General features: G+C 69.4%; 12 protein-coding genes. 5 read left to right on the forward strand and 7 right to left on the reverse strand.

What is annotated here, in order from left to right; genetic code table 11:
• Window positions 1-26: 26 nt before the first annotated feature.
• The 3 genes from ASD15_RS11405 to ASD15_RS11415 are packed head-to-tail and all read left to right on the forward strand — an operon-like array spanning window position 27 to window position 4,377.
• A complete protein-coding gene (locus tag ASD15_RS11405; protein ID WP_057154975.1) occupies window positions 27-1,703 on the forward strand; it encodes an MFS transporter in 1,677 nt (558 codons plus the stop codon).
• Entirely contained in the window at window positions 1,700-2,998 is a 1,299-nt protein-coding gene (locus tag ASD15_RS11410; protein WP_082551765.1) for an HlyD family secretion protein, read from the forward strand. The genes ASD15_RS11405 and ASD15_RS11410 overlap by 4 nt, the downstream gene beginning before the upstream one ends.
• Window positions 2,995-4,377 carry an efflux transporter outer membrane subunit gene (locus ASD15_RS11415; protein ID WP_057154977.1) on the forward strand — a complete coding sequence of 461 codons (1,383 nt, stop codon included), beginning with the start codon at window positions 2,995-2,997 and terminating at the stop codon, window positions 4,375-4,377. The genes ASD15_RS11410 and ASD15_RS11415 overlap by 4 nt, the downstream gene beginning before the upstream one ends.
• Before the next feature lie 92 nt (window positions 4,378-4,469).
• On the opposite strand, the gene ASD15_RS11420 is transcribed toward ASD15_RS11415, so the two are convergent.
• The 5 genes from ASD15_RS11420 to ASD15_RS11440 are packed head-to-tail and all read right to left on the reverse strand — an operon-like array spanning window position 4,470 to window position 11,358.
• On the reverse strand, window positions 4,470-4,931 hold the full coding sequence (locus tag ASD15_RS11420) for a GyrI-like domain-containing protein (RefSeq protein ID WP_057154978.1): 462 nt from the start codon (window positions 4,929-4,931) through the stop codon (window positions 4,470-4,472).
• A gap of 12 nt (window positions 4,932-4,943) precedes the next feature.
• Window positions 4,944-8,072 carry an efflux RND transporter permease subunit gene (locus ASD15_RS11425; RefSeq protein ID WP_057154979.1) on the reverse strand — a complete coding sequence of 1,043 codons (3,129 nt, stop codon included), beginning with the start codon at window positions 8,070-8,072 and terminating at the stop codon, window positions 4,944-4,946.
• A gap of 9 nt (window positions 8,073-8,081) precedes the next feature.
• Window positions 8,082-9,266 carry an efflux RND transporter periplasmic adaptor subunit gene (locus tag ASD15_RS11430; protein WP_229418155.1) on the reverse strand — a complete coding sequence of 395 codons (1,185 nt, stop codon included), beginning with the start codon at window positions 9,264-9,266 and terminating at the stop codon, window positions 8,082-8,084.
• Window positions 9,266-10,693 (reverse strand): efflux transporter outer membrane subunit, encoded by a 1,428-nt coding sequence (locus ASD15_RS11435; protein ID WP_373888170.1) that lies wholly within the window; start codon window positions 10,691-10,693, stop codon window positions 9,266-9,268. The genes ASD15_RS11430 and ASD15_RS11435 overlap by 1 nt, the downstream gene beginning before the upstream one ends.
• The gene (locus ASD15_RS11440; RefSeq protein ID WP_057154980.1) at window positions 10,690-11,358 is read right to left on the reverse strand and encodes a CerR family C-terminal domain-containing protein; all 669 of its coding nucleotides are present in this window, start codon (window positions 11,356-11,358) and stop codon (window positions 10,690-10,692) included. Before ASD15_RS11440 ends, ASD15_RS11435 begins: the two co-directional genes overlap by 4 nt.
• Window positions 11,359-11,537: 179 nt before the next feature.
• Between ASD15_RS11440 and ASD15_RS11445 the strand changes: the two genes are divergently transcribed.
• Window positions 11,538-12,971, forward strand: a complete 1,434-nt coding sequence (locus ASD15_RS11445; protein WP_057154981.1) for a DUF1800 domain-containing protein — start codon at window positions 11,538-11,540, stop codon at window positions 12,969-12,971.
• Between the two features lie 31 nt (window positions 12,972-13,002).
• The gene (locus tag ASD15_RS11450) at window positions 13,003-14,235 is read left to right on the forward strand and encodes a DUF1501 domain-containing protein (protein ID WP_057154982.1); all 1,233 of its coding nucleotides are present in this window, start codon (window positions 13,003-13,005) and stop codon (window positions 14,233-14,235) included.
• A 7-nt stretch (window positions 14,236-14,242) separates the two neighbouring features.
• On the opposite strand, the gene ASD15_RS11455 is transcribed toward ASD15_RS11450, so the two are convergent.
• Complete coding sequence (locus tag ASD15_RS11455; RefSeq protein ID WP_157200903.1) at window positions 14,243-16,258, reverse strand: patatin-like phospholipase family protein; 2,016 nt, start codon at window positions 16,256-16,258, stop codon at window positions 14,243-14,245.
• A gap of 259 nt (window positions 16,259-16,517) precedes the next feature.
• Window positions 16,518-17,360, reverse strand: a complete 843-nt coding sequence (locus ASD15_RS32900) for a response regulator (protein ID WP_082551766.1) — start codon at window positions 17,358-17,360, stop codon at window positions 16,518-16,520.
• Between the last annotated feature and the right edge of the window lie 25 nt (window positions 17,361-17,385).

The raw sequence follows: 17,385 nt of genomic DNA on the forward strand, positions 1-17,385 counted from the left end.
AAGGCTTACCACTACGGCGACGATGCATGGACGTATACGCACCGCAAGCATGGCTACCGCATGAGCGCCCGCTGTTGCCGGGTTCTCCCTCCACGCCGCTGCACTCGGACCGGCGCCGCCTCGCCTACCTGATCGTCGGCTTCATCGTGGCCCTGACCGGGGGCCTGGGCAACGCGCTGGTGACCGTCAACCTGCCGTACGCGCAAGGCTCGCTGGGCGTGTACGCTGCCGAGATCCAGTGGCTGCCGGCCGCCTACGTCATGGCCAATGTCTCCATGAACCTGCTGCTGGTGAAATTCCGCCAGCAGTACGGGCTGCAATTGTTCACCGAATTGTTCCTTGGCCTGTACGCCGTAGCCACGCTGGCGCACTTGTTCGTGCACGGACTGGCCTCGGCCATCGCCGTGCGCGCGGCGCACGGCATGAGCGGCGCCGCGCTGACGGTGCTGGGCCTGTACTACGTGCTGCAGGCCTTCCCCGCGCAGCACCGCCTGAAGGCCGTGGTGATCGGGGTTGGCTTCCCGCAGCTGGCGCTGCCGATGGCGCGCCTGTTCTCGTCCGACCTGCTGGAAATAGGCGAGTGGCGCGGCCTGTACTTCTTCGAACTGGGGCTGGCCCTGCTGGCCATGGGCTGCGTGCTGCTGCTCAAACTGCCGCCGGGCGACCGCGTGAAAGCCTTCGAGAAGCTCGACTTCGTCACCTTCGGCCTGTTCGCGCCCGGCGTGGCGCTCTTGTGCGCGGTGCTGGCGCTGGGGCGCACCGTGTGGTGGTTTGAATCGCCGTGGCTGGGCTACTGCCTGGCCGGCTCCATCGTGCTGATCGCGGCGGCGCTGCTGGTGGAGCACAACCGCGCCGCGCCGCTGCTCAACACGCGCTGGCTCAGCACCGGCATGATGCTGCGGCTGGCCGCGTCGGTGTTGCTGATACGGATCGTGCAGTCCGAAGCGGCGGGCACGGTGGGCTTCCTGCAGGCGCTGGGCCTGAACAACGACCAGATGCAGACCCTGTGGCTGATCACGCTTGTGGGCAGCGTGGGCGGCATCGCCATCAGCGCGCTCACCATCACGCCCGCGCGCATCCAGCCCTCGCTGATGATCGCGCTGGCCATGATGGCGGTGGGCGCTTTTATGGACAGCCGCGCCACCAACCTCACGCGGCCGGAGCAGATGTACGTCAGCCAGTTCCTGCTGGCCTTCGGCGGCACCTTCTTCCTCGGGCCGACCTTTGTCTCCGGCTTTGGCGCGGTGATCGCCGCGCCGCGCAACCTGATCAGTTTTTCGCTGATGTTCACCATGTCGCAGAACATCGGCGGCCTGCTTGGCTCGGCCATCGTCGGCACCGTGCAGGTGGTGCGGGAGAAATTCCACTCCAGCCAACTGGTGGAGCACCTGACGCTGCTCGACCCGCAGGTGGCGGCGCGGGTGCAGTCGGCCGGCTCGGCGCTGGCCGGTTCGCTGGCCGACCCCGCCACGCGCCACGCGCTGGGCGTGGCGCAGCTGGGCGCGGCCGCCACGCGCGAAGCCAACATCCTGGCCTACAACGACGTGTTCCTGATGATCGCCGTGGTGGCGGTGGCCACCATCGCCTGGATGCTGCTGCACCACCTGTGGAATATCTGTACTGCCTGCAGGCCGGCCGTGCCGGCGCACAATGCGCAGACCGGCATGGCCCATGTCTCCCTCAATAACTCCGGATCGAAATGAGTACAAACACGCCGCCAGAACCAGCCCAAGCCGCCGCTCCCGCCGCGCCGTCCGCCGCCCCTGCGTCCGTCCCGTCCGCCCCGCAGCAGTCCGGCGCAGCGCCGCCGCCAGCAGCGGGTGCAGCGGGTGCAGCGGGTGCAGCGGCCTCGGGCGCGCCCGTGCCGCCGGTGCCGCCCGCGCCGCCGCAGCCCGACCGGCGCCAGCAATGGCTCTCGGCCGCCGGCTTCCTGCTGGTGGCGCTGGTCGGCGTGCTGGTGGTGCTGTATGCGTGGCGGCTACCGCCCTTCAGCACGCCCATCGTCAGCACCGAGAACGCGCTGGTGCGCGGGCAGGTGACGGTAATCGGCACCCAGCTGTCCGGCTACGTGGTGGCCGTGAACGTGCAGGACTTCCAGCACGTGAAGGAAGGCGACCTGCTGGTGCAGATCGACGACCGTGTCTACCAGCAGCGCTACGAACAGGCGCAAGCGCAATTGGCCGCGCAACAGGCCGCACTGGCCAACTGGGAGCAAACGCACCGCAGCGCCGCAGCGAACATCCTGCTGAACCAGGCTGCGCTGGCCAACGCCGAAGCGCAGGCGGTGCGCTCGGTGGCGGACCTGAAGCGCGTGGAAGCGCTGGTGGCCGACGGTTCGCTGTCCATCCGCGAGCAGGACCAGCAAAAAGCCGGCAAGGCGCAGACTGCCGCCGCCGTGGCCCAGGCGCGCGCCAACCTCGAGATCTCGAAGCAGTCCGCGCAGTCGGTGGTGGTCAACAAGCTGTCCTTGCAGGCGGCGGTGGCCAACGCCGAAGCCGCACTGAAGGCCGCCAAAGTGGACCTGGACAACACCCGCATCACCGCGCCGTCCGACGGCCAGCTCGGGCAAGTGACCGTGCGGCAGGGCGCCTTCGTCAATAGCGGCGCGCAGCTCATGGGGCTGGTGCCCAGGCAGATGTGGGTGATCGCCAATCTCAAGGAGACCCAGATGAATGCCGTGCGCGTCGGCCAAAGCGCCACCTTCAAGGTGGACGCGCTGGACGGCGCCGTGATGACGGGACAGGTCGAGCGCATCTCGCCCGCCACCGGTTCTGAATTCAGCGTGCTCCCGGCCGACAACGCCACCGGCAACTACGTCAAGATCGCCCAGCGCATTCCGGTGCGGATACGGATCGACGGCGGGCAGGGCGAGGCGCACCGGCTGCGGCCCGGCATGTCCGTCATCGTCAGCATCGACACCTCCTCCGTGCGCGACGACGAAGCGCCCGCCAAGCCGCGTGCCGCCACGCCGCCTGCAGCCAGCGGAGCCAAGCCGTGAGCCGCACCGTTACCTTGGCTGCGGCCGCGACCCTGCTGCTGGCCGGCTGTGCCGCCAAGGTCGGGCCAGCGCCGCAGTCCACCTTGCTGACGCCGTCCGAATGGCGCACCCGCATCGGCCCGGAAAGCGGCGCGCGGCCGGTGGAACAGCAATGGTGGCAAGGCTTCAGCGATCCCGCCCTGACGGCGCTCGTGGCCGCGGCGCTGGAACACAATGGCGACCTGCGCATCGCCCGAGCCCGTGTCGCCGACTACCGCGCCCGCGTGGCGGCGGCGCACGCCAGCCAGCTCCCGACCATTACCGCCAGCGGCAGCCCGGCCCGCACCCGCACGCTGGCCTACAACGGCGTCCCATACGAAACCAGCCTGTTCCAGGCAGAAATCCAGGCCAGCTACGAAGTCGACGTATGGGGCCGGCTCGCCAACCTGACCGACGCAGCGCGCGCCGCCTACGCCGCCGAGCAAGCCAGCGCCGACGCGGCCGCGCTCTCGATCGCCGCCAGCGCCGCCTCCGGCTATCTCAACCTGCGCGGCCTGGATGCGCAGCTCGAACTCACGCAAGCCACGCTCAAGCTGCGTGAAGAATCGCGCGAGCTGGCGCGCAGGCAGTTCGAGGTCGGCTACAGCTCGCGGCTCGAATGGCTGCAGGCGCAAGCGGAGTACCAGGCGGCCGCCGAACAGATTCCGCAGCTGCAGCGGCAAATCTTCGAACAGGAAAACGCGCTGGCCATCCTCGCCGGCCGCAATCCCGGTCCCATTCCGCGCGGCGCGCCGCTGTCCGAGCTGGCGCCGCCGCCGGTGCCGGGCGGTCTGCCGTCCGAACTGCTGCTGCGCCGTCCCGACATTGCGCGCGCCCAGCAAAACCTGCTGGCCGCGAACGCCACCCTGGCCGCCACGCGCGACCAGCTGCTGCCGTCGTTCCGGCTGACGGCGGCCGGCGGCATCCAATCGACCGTGTTCAGTGACTTCATCAAAGACCCCACGCACCTGTGGCGGCTGACCGGCGCCGTGGCCGCGCCGCTGTTCGAGGGCGGCCGCGTGCAAGCGCAGACCGACTCCGCCGCCTCGCTGCGCGACCAGGCCGTGTACGCCTACGAAAACGCGGTGCGCACCGCCTTCGCCGAAACCGACAACAGCCTGGGCGCCATCGAGCGGCTGCGCGAGCAGGCCGTGCAGAATGACGCCCGCCGCGCGACGGCCGCCGAAACGCTGCGCATCGCGCGCAACCGCTACCGCAACGGCTACGCCTCCTACCTCGAAGAACTGGACGCCCAGCGCACCCTCTACAGCGCCGACGTGCTGCGGCTGCAGCTCAAGACGCGCACCCTGATTGCCTCGGTCGACCTGTACCGCGCCCTTGGCGGCGGCTGGAATCGTTGACTAAAACCAATATGGGGTCAGGGTTAATTAATTTTGCAACTTTAGTTGCAAAATTAATTAACCCTGACCCCATTTGTCTGTAAGGAAACTAATTACTTGATCGGAATGCAGAGCTCGCATTCGAAGACGCCGTCGGCGTCTTCGGTGTAGTTGGCGGGGTAGCGTTCGAAGCAGGGGCCGGGGGCGGCTTCCAGGCCGCTGGCCGGCAGGGCCTGGCCGTAGAACGCGCCCCATGCGGCGCCGATGTCGCTGCCGTTGCCGCGGTAGCGCGCGGCGGCGTAGCGGCCGCCGGGCAACTCGGCCAGCGCGGCCGGCGCTTCGGCCACGTAGCCCGCGTCCACTTCGACGCAGGCGTCGTAGCGGCAGCGCTCCGGCGGCGTGGTGCCGGGGTCGTCCTGCGCCACGCCGTAGGTGGTGCGCGCCATCAGCCCGTGCGCGGCGCGCCAGGGGTTGAACACGTCGCGCCAGAAGCTGACGATGCCCGGGCCGAACGGGCCCGTGTAGCGCAGGTAGGCGACCCTGGTGGGGGCGATGTCGATCGTGCGAACTTCCATGCGGCTTTCTCCTTATTTGGCGATTTCACTCGGGGTGGCCGGCGCAGAGGCGGGCGCCGGCGCGTGCTTGTGGCGGCGCAGCTTCTCGCGCAGGCGCTTGAGCAGTCCTTCCAGGTCGTCAATGTAGGTGAAGACGGCCGGCACCACCAGCAGGCTCAGCAGCGTGGAGGTGATCAGGCCGCCGATCACGGCAATGGCCATCGGCGAGCGGAAGCTCGGGTCGGCGCCCCAGCCCAGCGCCAGCGGCATCATGCCGGCGCCCATGGCGATGGTGGTCATCAGGATGGGCCGGCTGCGCTTGTGGCAGGCGTCCACCAGGGCGTCGAAACGGTTCATGCCGGCCTGGCGCGCCAGGATGGCGTAGTCCACCAGCAGGATGGAGTTCTTGGTGACGATACCCATCAGCATGATCAGGCCTATCATCGACGGCATCGACAGCGCGTTGCGCGTGATGAGCAGCGCCACGAAGGCGCCGCCGATCGACAGCGGCAGCGCGGCCAGGATCGTCACCGGCTGCATGAAGTCCTTGAACAGCAGCACCAGCACGCAGTAGATGCAGATCACGCCGATCAGCATGGCCAGGCCGAAGCTGGCGAACAACGCGGCCATCTCCTGCGCGTCGCCCAGTTCGGCGATCTTCACCGACGGCGGCAGGTTCTTCATCGACGGCAGCGCGCGCGCTTCTTCATTGAGTTCGCCCAGCGTGCGCCGGCCCAGTTCCACGTCCAGCGTGACGTTGCGGCTGCGGTTCAGGCGGTCGATCTGCGCCGGGCCGGATTCCATGCTGATGTCGGCCACGGTGGCGAGCAGCACGGGGCCGTTCTTGCCCGGCACGGTGAGGCGGCCGATGGCGTCCAGGTCGGCGCGCACGGTGTCGGGCAGCTTGACGCGGATCGGCACCTGGCGCTCGGGCAGGTTCATCTTGGTCAGGTCGAAGTCGTAGTCGCCGGCGGTGGCCACGCGCACCGTTTCGCCGATGGCGTTGGCGGTCACGCCCTGGTCGGCGGCGCGCGCGAAGTCGGGCCGCACGATGATCTCGGGCCGCACCAGCGAGGCGCTGGAGCTGACGTTGCCGATGCCTTGCATGGTGCGCAGTTCGCGCTCCACTTTTTGCGCCGCTTCGGTCAGGGCGATCGGGTCTTCGCTGCGCAGCACCAGCTGCATCTTGACGCCGGTGTCGGGCGGGCCGACGTTGAAGCGGGCGCCGGGAATGTTGTCGAGCTTGGCGCGGATCTGGGTTTCCAGGTCGGGCAGGGACTCCTTGCGGTCGGTGCGGTGCACCGTGGTCAGCGTCAGCACGGCGCGCCGCGCTTCGGCCGCCGCGCCGGGGGCGAAAGCGTCGCCGCTGGAGCCGCCGCCGATCGAGCTGAACACGCCGGTGATGCCTTTCACGTCCATCACGGCCAACCGGGTCTGCTCGGCGATGGCGCGCGTTTCGGCCAGGGTGGAACCGGGCGGCAGTTCGATGTTGACGTTGGTCTGCGCGCGGTCGGCCGGCGGCACGAAGCCGGTCGGCAGCAGCGGCACCAGCATGATGGAGCCGACGAAGAAGATGCCGGAAGCGATGGCGGTGATGTGGCGGTGGCGCAGGCACCAGCGCATCAGCGTGATGTAGCGCGTCATCAGCCAGCCGTCTTCCTCTTCCTTGTGCGGCACGGGCTTCATCAGGTAGGCGGCCATCATCGGCGTGAGCAGGCGCGCCACCACCAGCGAGGCCAGCACGGCCAGCACGGCGGTCCAGCCGAACTGCTTGAAGAACAGGCCGGGCACGCCGCCCATGAAGGCGGTGGGCAGGAACACGGCCACCAGCGCGAAGGTGGTGGCGATCACCGCCATGCCGATTTCGTCGGCCGCTTCCATGGCCGCTTCCATCGGGGTCTTGCCCATGCGCAGGTGGCGCGAGATGTTCTCGATTTCGACGATGGCGTCGTCCACCAGGACGCCCACCACCAGGGCCAGCGACAGCAGGGTCACGGTGTTGAGGGTATAGCCGAACCAGTACATGCCGAGGAAGGCCGGCAGCACCGACAGCGGCAGCGCGGCGGCGGCCACCAGGGTGGCGCGCCAGTCGCGCAGGAACCACCACACCACCAGCACTGCCAGCAGCGCGCCTTCGTACAGCAGTTCCATCGAGCCGTCGAAGTTTTCCTCGACCGGGAAGGCGTTGTCGATCGACAGTTTCAGTTCGATGTTGGGGTAGCTGGCGCGCAGTTCCTCGACCGCTTTTTGCGCGTCGGCGGCGACCTGGGTTTCGCTGGCGCCCTTGGTACGCAGGATCTCGAAGGCGACCACGCGCTTGCCGTCCTGCTCGGCCACGGCGCGCGGCTCGGCCACGGTGTCGCTGACGGTGGCGATCTGGTCGAGGCGGATGTGGCGCCCGTCCGGCAGCGGGATGTCCATCGCGCCCAGCGCGGCGGCGGTCTGCACGGTGCCGATGGTGCGCACCGATTGCTCGGCGCCGCTGACGTCGCCGCGTCCGCCCGGCGCTTCCTTCTGCACCTGGCGCAGCTGGCGCGACACGTCCAGCGCGGACACCTTGAGGGCGGCCATGCGGCTGTCGTCGAGCTCCACGCGGATCTCGCGCGACACGCCGCCCATGCGCTTGACGGCGCCCACGCCCGGCACGCTGAGCAGCTTCTTGGACACGTCGTTGTCGACGAACCAGCTCAGTTCCTGGTCGTCCAGCGGCCGGCCGGCGCCGGGCTTGGAGGCGGCGGTGAAGGTGAGCACGGCGCGCCCGGCCGTGGTCACCTTGCTGACCACGGGGTCGCGCAGCTCGCCCGGCATGTCGGCGCGCACTTGCGCCACCGCGTCGCGCACTTCATTGACGGCGTCCGAGATGTTCTTCTCGAGGATGAACTCGACGGTCACGGTGGCGTTGCCGTCCAGGACCTTGGTGTAGATGTTCTTGATGCCTTGCAGCGTGGCGACCGAGTCTTCGATCTTGCGCGCCACTTCGGTTTCCAGCTGGGCCGGCGCGGCGCCCGGCAGCGAAGCGCTGACGGTGACGATGGGCAGCTGGATGTCGGGGAAGTCCTGCACCGGGTTGGCGCGGTAGGCCAGCAGCCCGGCCAGCGACAGCAGGGCGAACAGCATGATCGCCGGAATCGGATTCTTGATCGATAGGGATGAGAAATTCACTGCGGCTCCTTACTTGGCCTTGACCGCTTTGGCGGCTGCCTGCGCGGGCACGGCGGCCGGGGCGGGGGCAGCGGCGGCGGCCACGTTGTTGACCAGGTCGCCGTCATTGAGGAAGCCGGCGCCGCTCACCACCACTTGGGCGCCCGAGTCGATGCCGCCGAGGATCTCGATGCGGTCGGACAGGCGGCGCCCGGTCTGCACCTTGATGCGGCTCACGCGCTTGTCCGGGTTCAGGCGGAACACGTAGCTGAAGCCGTCGCGCACGGCCACGGCCTGCTGCGGCACGGTCATGGCGTCCGATGCGCCCAGCTCGAAGCGGCCGCTGGCGAACATGCCGGCCTTGAAGGCGTTCGCCTCGGCGCCCTTGGGCGCCGGCAGGTCCACGTACACCAGGGCGTAGCGGCTTTGCGGGTCGATGGTGGGGGCCACCATGCGTACCTTGCCGGCCAGCTCTGCGCCGTTGGCCGCTTTCACCACGGCGCTGGCGCCGGCCTTGATCTTGGGCAGATCGGCCGCCGTCACTTCGGCGCGCCATTCGAGGCGGCCCTGGCGGATCATGCGGAACAGCTCCGTGCCGGCGGCCACCACCGATCCCACGGTGGCGCTGCGGGCCGAGATGACGCCGCTGTCCGGCGCCACCACCCTGGTGTACTTCAGGCGCAGTTCCTGGGTCGCCAGCGCGGCCTTGGCCGAGGCGATGCGCGCCTTGCCGGTTTGCTCGGCGGTCATGTACTGGCTGATCTGCTGGGCGCTCAGCGCGCCGGTGGTTTCCAGCGAGCGGGCGCGCGCGGCGTTGGCGGCAGCTTCGGCGGCGTTGGCCTCCGCTTCCATCACGGCGGCGCGCGCCTGGGCCACGTCGGCGTTGACCGTGTCGGCCGAGAAGGTGGCCAGCACATCGCCCTTGCGCACCACGTCGCCGACGTTGACCTTCACGTCGGTCAGGCGCAGGCCGTTCGATTCGCTGCCGATGCTCGCTTCCTGCCAGGCGGTGACGTTGCCGTTGGCCGTCAGCGTGATGGGCAGGCGCGCGGCGGAGGGCTTGGCGGTGGTGACGGTGAGGGCGGCTTTGGGCGCGTCCTTGGCGTCTTTCTTGTCGTCGGCCGCAAAGGACAGCGGCGCGTGCAGGGCGAAGACGGCCAGCAGGAGCAAAGCCAGTGGTTTGAGCGCGTATGTATTCATGGTCTTGGAGTTCATTATTGGTTGTTCGTCGTTGCCGGGGCGGTCCAGCCGCCGCCGGCGGCGCGGTACAGCGCCACCCAGGCGTTGCTGCGTTCCTGCTGCAGGTTGACCACCGTGTTCTCGGCGGCCAGGCGGCTGCGGCGCGCATCTTCCAGCTCCAGCAGGCTGGCCAGGCCGTTCTTGTAGCGGTCTTCGGTGGCGGTGAACGCCACGCGGTAGCCTTGCAGCGAAGTCTCGGCGTCGGCGGCGCGCTCGCCGGTGCTGTTCAGCGTGACCATGGCTTGCTCCAGTTCGGCCACCGCCTTGCGCACGTTGGCCCGGTACTGGCTCACGGCCAGTTCGTAGCGCGCCTGCGCGGCGTCGACGTTGGCGCGCCGGCGGCCGGCGTCGAACACCGGTACCGAGATCGCCAGCGGGCCCACGGTCCAGGTGTCGAGCTGGGTGTTCTCGCCGCCGCTGCGGAAGTTGGCCGCCCCCACGGAGCCCGACAGCGACAGGCGCGGATAACGCTGCGCCTGGGCGCCGCGCACCTCGAAGCTGGCCGCGGCCACTTCCTGTTCGGCGGTGTAGACGTCGGGCCGCTGGCTCAGCGTTTGCGCCGGCAGTGCGGCGATGGCGATGGCCGGCGCCGATGCGCTGGCGGCGGCCGCCGCTGTCCCGGCCGCGGCCAGCTTGGCGCGCAGTTCCGGTTCGGCGATAGCAGTCAGCGCCACCAGCGACTTGACGCCGATGTCGCAGGCGGCGCGCTGCGCGCTGGCGCGGTTGCGGCCGTCGGCTGCGCTGGCGCGCGCCAGCGCGGCGTCCGCCGGCGGCACGAAGCCGGCCTTGCTGCTCAGTTCCGTCAGGCGCGCGCTGTAGGCGCGCGAGCCGGCGTCCTGCACCGCCACCTTGAGCAGCTGTTCGCAGGCGCGCAGGCCGTAGTATTGGTTGGCCGTTTCGGCGGCCACCGACACGCGCGCCTCGTGCCAGCCGGCGCTGGCGCCGTTGAAGCGCGCTTCGGCCGCGTTGCGCGCGGCGCGCCCGGCGCCGAACACGTCGATCTCCCACGAGGCCTGCAGCGCCACCTGGCTGGTGGTGCCGGTGGGGATGGACGATTGCTGGTTCTGGCGCGCCACGCTGCCGGCCAGGTCCAGGTTGGGGGCCAGCGCGGCGCCGGCCGCCACGCGCTCGGCGCGCGACTGGGCGATGCGCGAACGGGCCGAGGCCAGCGTGGGGCTGGCCGCCTGGGCTGCGTCGATCAGCTGCACCAGCAGCGGGTCGCCCTGGGACTGCCACCAGTTGTTCAGGTCGGTGAGGCTGCCGTTGTGCGGCAGCGGCGCCAGCCATTGCTGCGGCGCGGCCGGGTCCACCTTGGCGGGCGGCGCGGTCAGGGCGCAGCCGCCCAGCGACAGCGCCGCCGCCACCGCCATCGCCCGCACGGTTTGGTGCTGGTTTTTCTTCATGCTGTTTTTTCCTTGATGCGGATCTTTTCTGCTTCTATCAATGCCGTGGCGTAGTCGCTCAGGCGGGCGGTCCAGGTGGCGATGGCTTCCGGTCCGGCCATCAGCTGCGGCCTGATGGTCTTTACGACATCGCCCGCCATCATCAGCATCAGCGCCATGGAGGCGATGCTGAAGGCGAGGCGATGGGTTTCGTCGTCCGGCGCTGGCTGGCCGAGGTGGCGCGCCAGCACACGGCTGAAGGCATCCTGCTCGGGGCGGATGCCGTTTTCAATTTCGTTGGCCCAGATGCCGGTGGGCTCGAGCATTTCGCGGAACCACAGCCGCATGCAGATTTCCATCATGTCGCCTTCCAGCAGCGGCGCCAGCATCTGCTGGAAGAAGCCTTCCAGCGATTGGCGCAGCGTGAAGTGGGGCTGGTCGAACATGGCAATGTTGTCGGCCGGGGCGGGGGAAATGGCGGTGAAGGCGGCGCGGTACAGGCCGGCCTTGTCGCCGAAGTAGTAGCTGATGGCGGCCACGTTGACGCCCGCCGCCAGCGCGATTTCGCGGGTGGAGGCGCGCGAGTAGCCCTGTTCGGCGAACAGGCGCATCGAGGCCAGCAGCAGGCGTTCGCGCGATTGCTCGCCGTCCGCACGGGATTTTTTGGGCTTTGCTTTTTCGTTCATCGCGCCATTTAATCACATAATTCAAACAATTGATATAACTTAATCGATCGTTTGATTAAGTTGCAGGATCGTTGTCACGACGGCTTGTAACAATTGCTTACACGCGATACACGGCGGTGTGGCCGCGCCCTCCGGGCTGGTATAAAGTCATGGCTATAACGACATCAACGAGGCCAAACATGAGAGCTGCGCGCTGGTTTGCACCGATGATTTTTGCGGCGGCCGCGCTGGCCGCCCAGGCCCACGCCGCGCCGCTGGCCGGCGAGGCGGCCGCGCTGCATGTGCTGAACCGGCTGGCCTACGGGCCGGCGCCGGGCGACATCGAGCGCGTGACGCGGATGGGCGTGGCGGGCTACATCGACAGCCAGCTCTACCCCGAGTCGCTGGCGCTGCCCGCCGCGCTGGCCGAGCGCCTGGCGGGACTGGACACGGTGCAGCGCAGCAGCGGCGAGGTGCTGGGCGACTTCCTGGCCGTGCGCGACATGGTCAGGGACGAAACCGAGGACGCCAGGGCCATGCGGCGCGAAGTGCTGGCGCGCATCACCAGCCAGACGGCCGAAGCGCGCATCGCGCGCGCGGTGGCCAGCCCGCGCCAGCTGGAGGAGGTGATGGTGGACTTCTGGTTCAACCATTTCAACGTCTTTTCCGGCAAGGGCCAGGTGCGCCCGCTGGTGGCAAGCTATGAGCGCGACGCCATCCGCCCCTATGTGTTCGGCGCCTTCCGCGACATGCTGGGCGCCACTGCCAAGCATCCGGCCATGCTGTACTATCTGGACAATTACCTTTCCAAGGCCGGCGGCGTGAACGAGAACTACGCGCGCGAGCTGATGGAGCTGCACACGCTGGGCGTGGACAAGGGTTATACGCAGAAGGACGTGACCGAGCTGGCGCGCATGCTCACCGGCTGGACCTTCGCGCCGCGCCAGGTGGTGGCGCGCAACGAGACGTTCCGCTTCGATCCCAAGCGCCACGACCAGGGCGAGAAGCAGTGGCTGGGCCGCCTGGTCAAGCCGCAGGGGCAGGCCGAGGGCGAATACGCGCTGGACGTGCTGGCCGTGCATCCGGCCACGGCGCAGCACATCAGCTACAAGCTGGCGCAGTATTTCGTCGCCGATCAGCCGCCGCCGGCCCTGGTGGAGCGCATGGCGCAGACCTGGCTTGCCAGCAAGGGCGACATCCGCTCGGTGCTGAAAACGCTGTTCGCCAGCGCCGAATTCATGGCGCCGGAGGCGCAGGGCGCCAAGTTCAAGACGCCTTACCAGTTCGTCATTTCCGCCGCGCGCGCCGCCTATGCAGGCGCGGCGGGCGGCAGCGCGGCGATGCTGCCGGAAGTCAAACCGGTGATGGGCGCGCTGGACCGGCTGGGCATGCCGCTGTACGGCTGCCAGACGCCGGACGGCTACAAGAACACGCAGGCAGCCTGGCTCAACCCGGACGCGCTGAGCCGGCGCATCGGCTACGCGGCCACGCTGGCGCAGGGCACGGATGCGGCGCAACTGCAGGCCGCGCTGGGCGGCTCGGTGTCGGCCCGCACGCGCGACATCGTGGCTGCCAGCCCGCCAAAAATACGCACTGCCATGCTGCTGGGCAGTCCCGATTTCATGCAGCGCTGATTGTCACACTGAACAGCGCGGGAGAGCGAATATGCAACGCAGAGACTTCCTCAACGCCTTCGCCGCCGGCGCCGGCCTGACCATTCCCCTGGGCCGCCATGCCTGGGCCGCCACGGCGCGCGGCGGCGTCACCGGGCGCAAGCTGGTGGTGGTCATGCTGCGCGGCGCGGTCGATGGGCTGAACGTGGTGGCGCCGCTCGGCGATGCGAACTACGCCGTGCTGCGTCCCACGATTGCGCTGGCCGCGCCGGACAAGGAACACGGCGCGCTGGACCTGGACGGCTATTTCGCGCTGCACCCGGCGCTGGCGCCCTTGATGCCGCTGTGGGGCGAGAAGAAACTGGCCTTCGTGCACGCCAGCGGTTCGCCGGACGCGACCCGTTCGCACTTCGACGCGCAGGACTACATGGAGTCCGCCACGCCTGGGGTGAAAAGCACGCCGGACGGCTGGATGAACCGCCTGCTTGCCGCCTTGCCCGGCACCTCCACCCCCACGCGCGCGGTCAGCGTCGGGCCGACCATGCCGCGCATCCTGAGCGGGCAGGCGGCCGCCATCAACATCGCCAACGGTGCGGCTGCGGGCAAGCCCGGCCCGCTGGACCGGCCGGTGCTGGCGGCGGCGTTCGACCAGCTTTACCTGGGCCACGAGCGCTTCGGCAAGGTCTACCAGGATGGGCGCGAGGCGCACAAGGAAGTGATGGCGGCCACCATGGCCGAGGCGGTGGTGGCCGACGGCGGCGCGCCGCTGCCTTACGGTTTTCCGGACGACGCGGCGCGGCTGGCCGTCCTGATGCGCAACGAGCCCAATGTGCAGCTGGCTTTCTTTGCGCTGGGCGGCTGGGACACGCACGCCGGCCAGGGCGCGGGCACCGGGCAGCTGGCCAACCGCCTGGCGCCGCTGGCGCAGGGCCTGGCGCTGCTGGCGCAGCGGCTGGGACCGATGTTCGATGACACGGTGATCGTGGTGATGTCGGAATTCGGGCGCACCGCGCGCGAGAACGGCAACGGCGGCACGGACCACGGCCACGGCAATGCGATGTGGGTGCTGGGCGGCGGCGTGGCCGGCGGCAAGGTGCTGGGCGACTGGCAGGGCGTGGGCGACGGCCAGCTCAACGAGGGCCGCGATTTGCCGGTGACGACCGACTTCCGCACCGTGCTGGCGCATATCGCCGAGCGCCACCTGCGTCTCGGCGACCGGCAACTGGCGCAGGTGTTCCCGCGCATGCCGGCCACGCCGTCCGGCTTGCGGCTGCTGCGGGCGTAATGCCGCCTCACAGGCGCGGGGTGAGCTTCATGACGGGGCGCGGCCGGTACATCCTGTCTTCCACGCTGGCGCCGCTGGCGTCGATGTGCGCGCCCATGGCGGCCAGGTCCGCCAGCAGCGCTCCGGCCAGCGCTTTTTCCGGCATGTTCAGGCGGCTGCGGCCGGCCGCTTGCCGCCAGCGCTGCGCCGCGCCGGGTGCGCCGGCTTTGCGCGCCAGGCGTTCCAGGTTGCCCAGCACGGACAATACCTGCACCTGCTCGTGATTGTCCCAGCCGTTGCCGCCGCCCTGCGGGTGGAAGCGCCGGTACAGCATCTCGGCTGCGCAGGCGCCGGCGTCGGCCAGGCGCTCCACCGCTGCCTTCGGCATATTCAGATTGAGTCCGCCCTCGCCGGGCCGCAAACTGATCTGGACGATGCGGTCGCGGTAGCCGGGGTAGGGGAACAGGATTTCGTCGCGCCAGTTTTGCATGGTGGTGAAAATGTTGGCCAGGAAGCGGAACACCCCGGCCGGCGTGGCGTCGCTGGACGGCGCCCAGTAGCGCTGCATGCCGCGGCTGTTGTCGTCCGGCAGATAGACGCGGCCATCGAGGCCGCACTGGGCGGCGTCTTCGATCGGGTACTTGGGATGCGCTTCCTTCAGGTTGATGGCGAAGGTGGGGTGCTCGGGCAGCAGGGTGTCGAAGAAGTGCAGCGGCATGTTGCTGGAGATGCCGCCGTCCGAGAACCACACCCGTTTCAGCTTGCCGTCGTCGGTGAAGTCGCGCGCATACAGCGGCACGGCCGACAGCAGCAGCGGAAAGCTCAGGCTCATGCGCACCGCGACCACCACCGGCAGGTGGGCGTTGGTGGCCAGGCGCACCAGCTGGCTGCCATCCGGCGCGGTGACGGCGTCTTCCAGCGGCGGCACCGGCGCTTGCTCCAGCAGCCAGTCCATCACGTTTTGCGGGAACAGGTGCGACCATTCGCCGGGATGAAAGTAGAAGGCGCCGGCATTGTCGCGGAAGGGCAGGGTGTAGGGCATTTGCTGGCTGAGCGCCGTGGTCACCACTTCCAGGTTGATGGCGCGCTCGCCGGGCGCGCTCTCGTCCTGCGGTCCCCACAGGTCGCCGAAGGTGAGCGGCCGGCCGGGCGGCAGTCCGGCCAGCTGGTTCAGGTAGGCGGTGAGCCAGTCGGTCAGCGCGGTGGCGGATTCCATGCCGGTGCTGCGGCCGCTGCAGATGCCGTAGAAGTTCAGGTGCAGGCCGCGCAGCAGGGCGCTGCCCCAGCGCCACAGGCCCACCCCGAAGCCGCAGGCGATGCACAGGGGCGCCAGCAGCAGGAAGGGGATCTGCACGCCGATGTTGAGCGGACCGGCGTGGCCGGGCAAGCCGGCGATGGCGACGGCCAGCACCAGCGTGCCGGCCGCCGCCGCGCATACCGCTTCGGCGGCCAGGCGGCGCTGTTGCGGGGGCAGGCCGGCCAGCTTGCGCCAGGGACCGCCGGCGCGCGCGGCCGCGTGCAGTGCGCCGGCGCCGGGGGCCGGCAGCAGTGCAAAGGCGCGGTGGGTGAGCCAGGCGGCGCCGGCGGCGGTGCCCAGCATGGCCAGCGTGGTGGCGGCGCTGCGCAGCAGCGTGAGGTGGGTGGCCAGCATGACCAGCGGCGCAATCAGCAGCAGCGCCGCGCCCAGCACGCTCGGCCAGTGGATCAGCGCGGCGGCAATGGAGAGCGCGGCGCGCGGTTTGTCGCGCGCCGCGATGTAGCGCATGGCTTGGTCGAAATGGCGGTGCAGCGCTGCCGTAGGCTGGAACAGGCGCGCCAGCCGCGAGCGGCCGTGTTCCTGCGCCTGCAGCTCTTCCGGCAGGCCGGCCAGGGTGGCGAAGGCGGCCGGCTGGCGCCCGCTCTGGCGTCCGCATTCGGCGGCGGCGCAGGCTGCGGCGGCGATGGCGCCGGCCGAGGTGCCGCCAATGTTCTTGAACGCGTAGCCGCGCGCCAGCCGCGCAATCAGCTTGGGGTAGACGATGCCGCTGGAGATGCCGCCTTTCATGACGAGGTCGCACAGCGGTAACGACGCGTTGCTGCCCGCGTTGTTGCTCGTGCTGTTGCTTGCGTGGCCGTTGGTGCTGCTGTCTGCGTTGCTGATTTGCTGCTCCTTTTGCAAAAATCCGGACAAAAAAAAGCCCGCGTCAGGCGCGGGCTGAATCCAATGTTCGGAGAACGGTTGGAGGAGACAGTTCCACTATAGGCGCGTTTTTGTTGCAGTGCAATACCGTATAAATACGATGTCTAACTATCTACTATGGCAGTTACGCCATGGCGGGCCCTGTGCTGGTTGTGCTCCCCGCCTGCGTGCATTGCTCCAGCGCGCCGGCCAGCTGCAGCGGCTCGAGCGGATGCGCCAGCAGTACCGCCGGGGCCCAGCCGGGCGGCAGCAGGCCGTCCAGCGCGTCGTCTTGGGCGGCGGTGACCAGTACCAGCGGCAGGCCGGCCCACTCGGACCGGTGGCGTTCCAGCACGGCCGGCACGAAGGCCGTGTGGCGGCTTTGCGTGGTGTCCGCGTCGCACAGCAGCAGGTCGAATTGCTGCCGCGCGCAATGGGCCGCCTGCTCGGCATCCGCCGCCACCGCCACCGCATAGCCGTAGTGGGCCAGGACGCTGGCCACCAGGCCGCCGCCGTCCGGCGCGGCGTCCAGCAGCAGCACGCGGGCGCGCGGCGCTGCGGCCGCCGGCGGCGCATCGTCGTCCCCGTCGCCGGCGGCGGGCGGGGGCCGGCCGCGCAGCGCCGTGGGCAGGAAGCTTTCAATCGACGGGATCAGCGTGTCCGGCTCGAGCGATTTGGGCAGATGGCCGTCGAAGCCGGCCGCGCGCAAGGCGGCCCCGCCGTCGGATACCGGCAACGCGCTCGCGGCCAGCACCGGAATGGCGGCGGTGGCCGCGTCGCCTTTGAGCAGGGCCACCACGCCGTAGCCGTCCAGGCGCGGCAGGTGGATGTCGCAGATGATCAGGTCGGGCTGCAGCTCGCGCGCCGCCACCACGCCCTGCAGGCCGTCGTAGGCGCTCAGCGGGGTATGGCCGAAGGCGGCCAGCAAATAGCACATCAGGTCCATATTGGCCTGGTTGTCTTCCACGATAAGGACGCGCGCTGCCATACCGCTCCCTGCTGCCCCGGCGGGC

Origin of the sequence: Massilia sp. Root351 (assembly GCF_001425045.1) — a bacterium.
Lineage (GTDB): Bacteria > Pseudomonadota > Gammaproteobacteria > Burkholderiales > Burkholderiaceae_D > Rugamonas.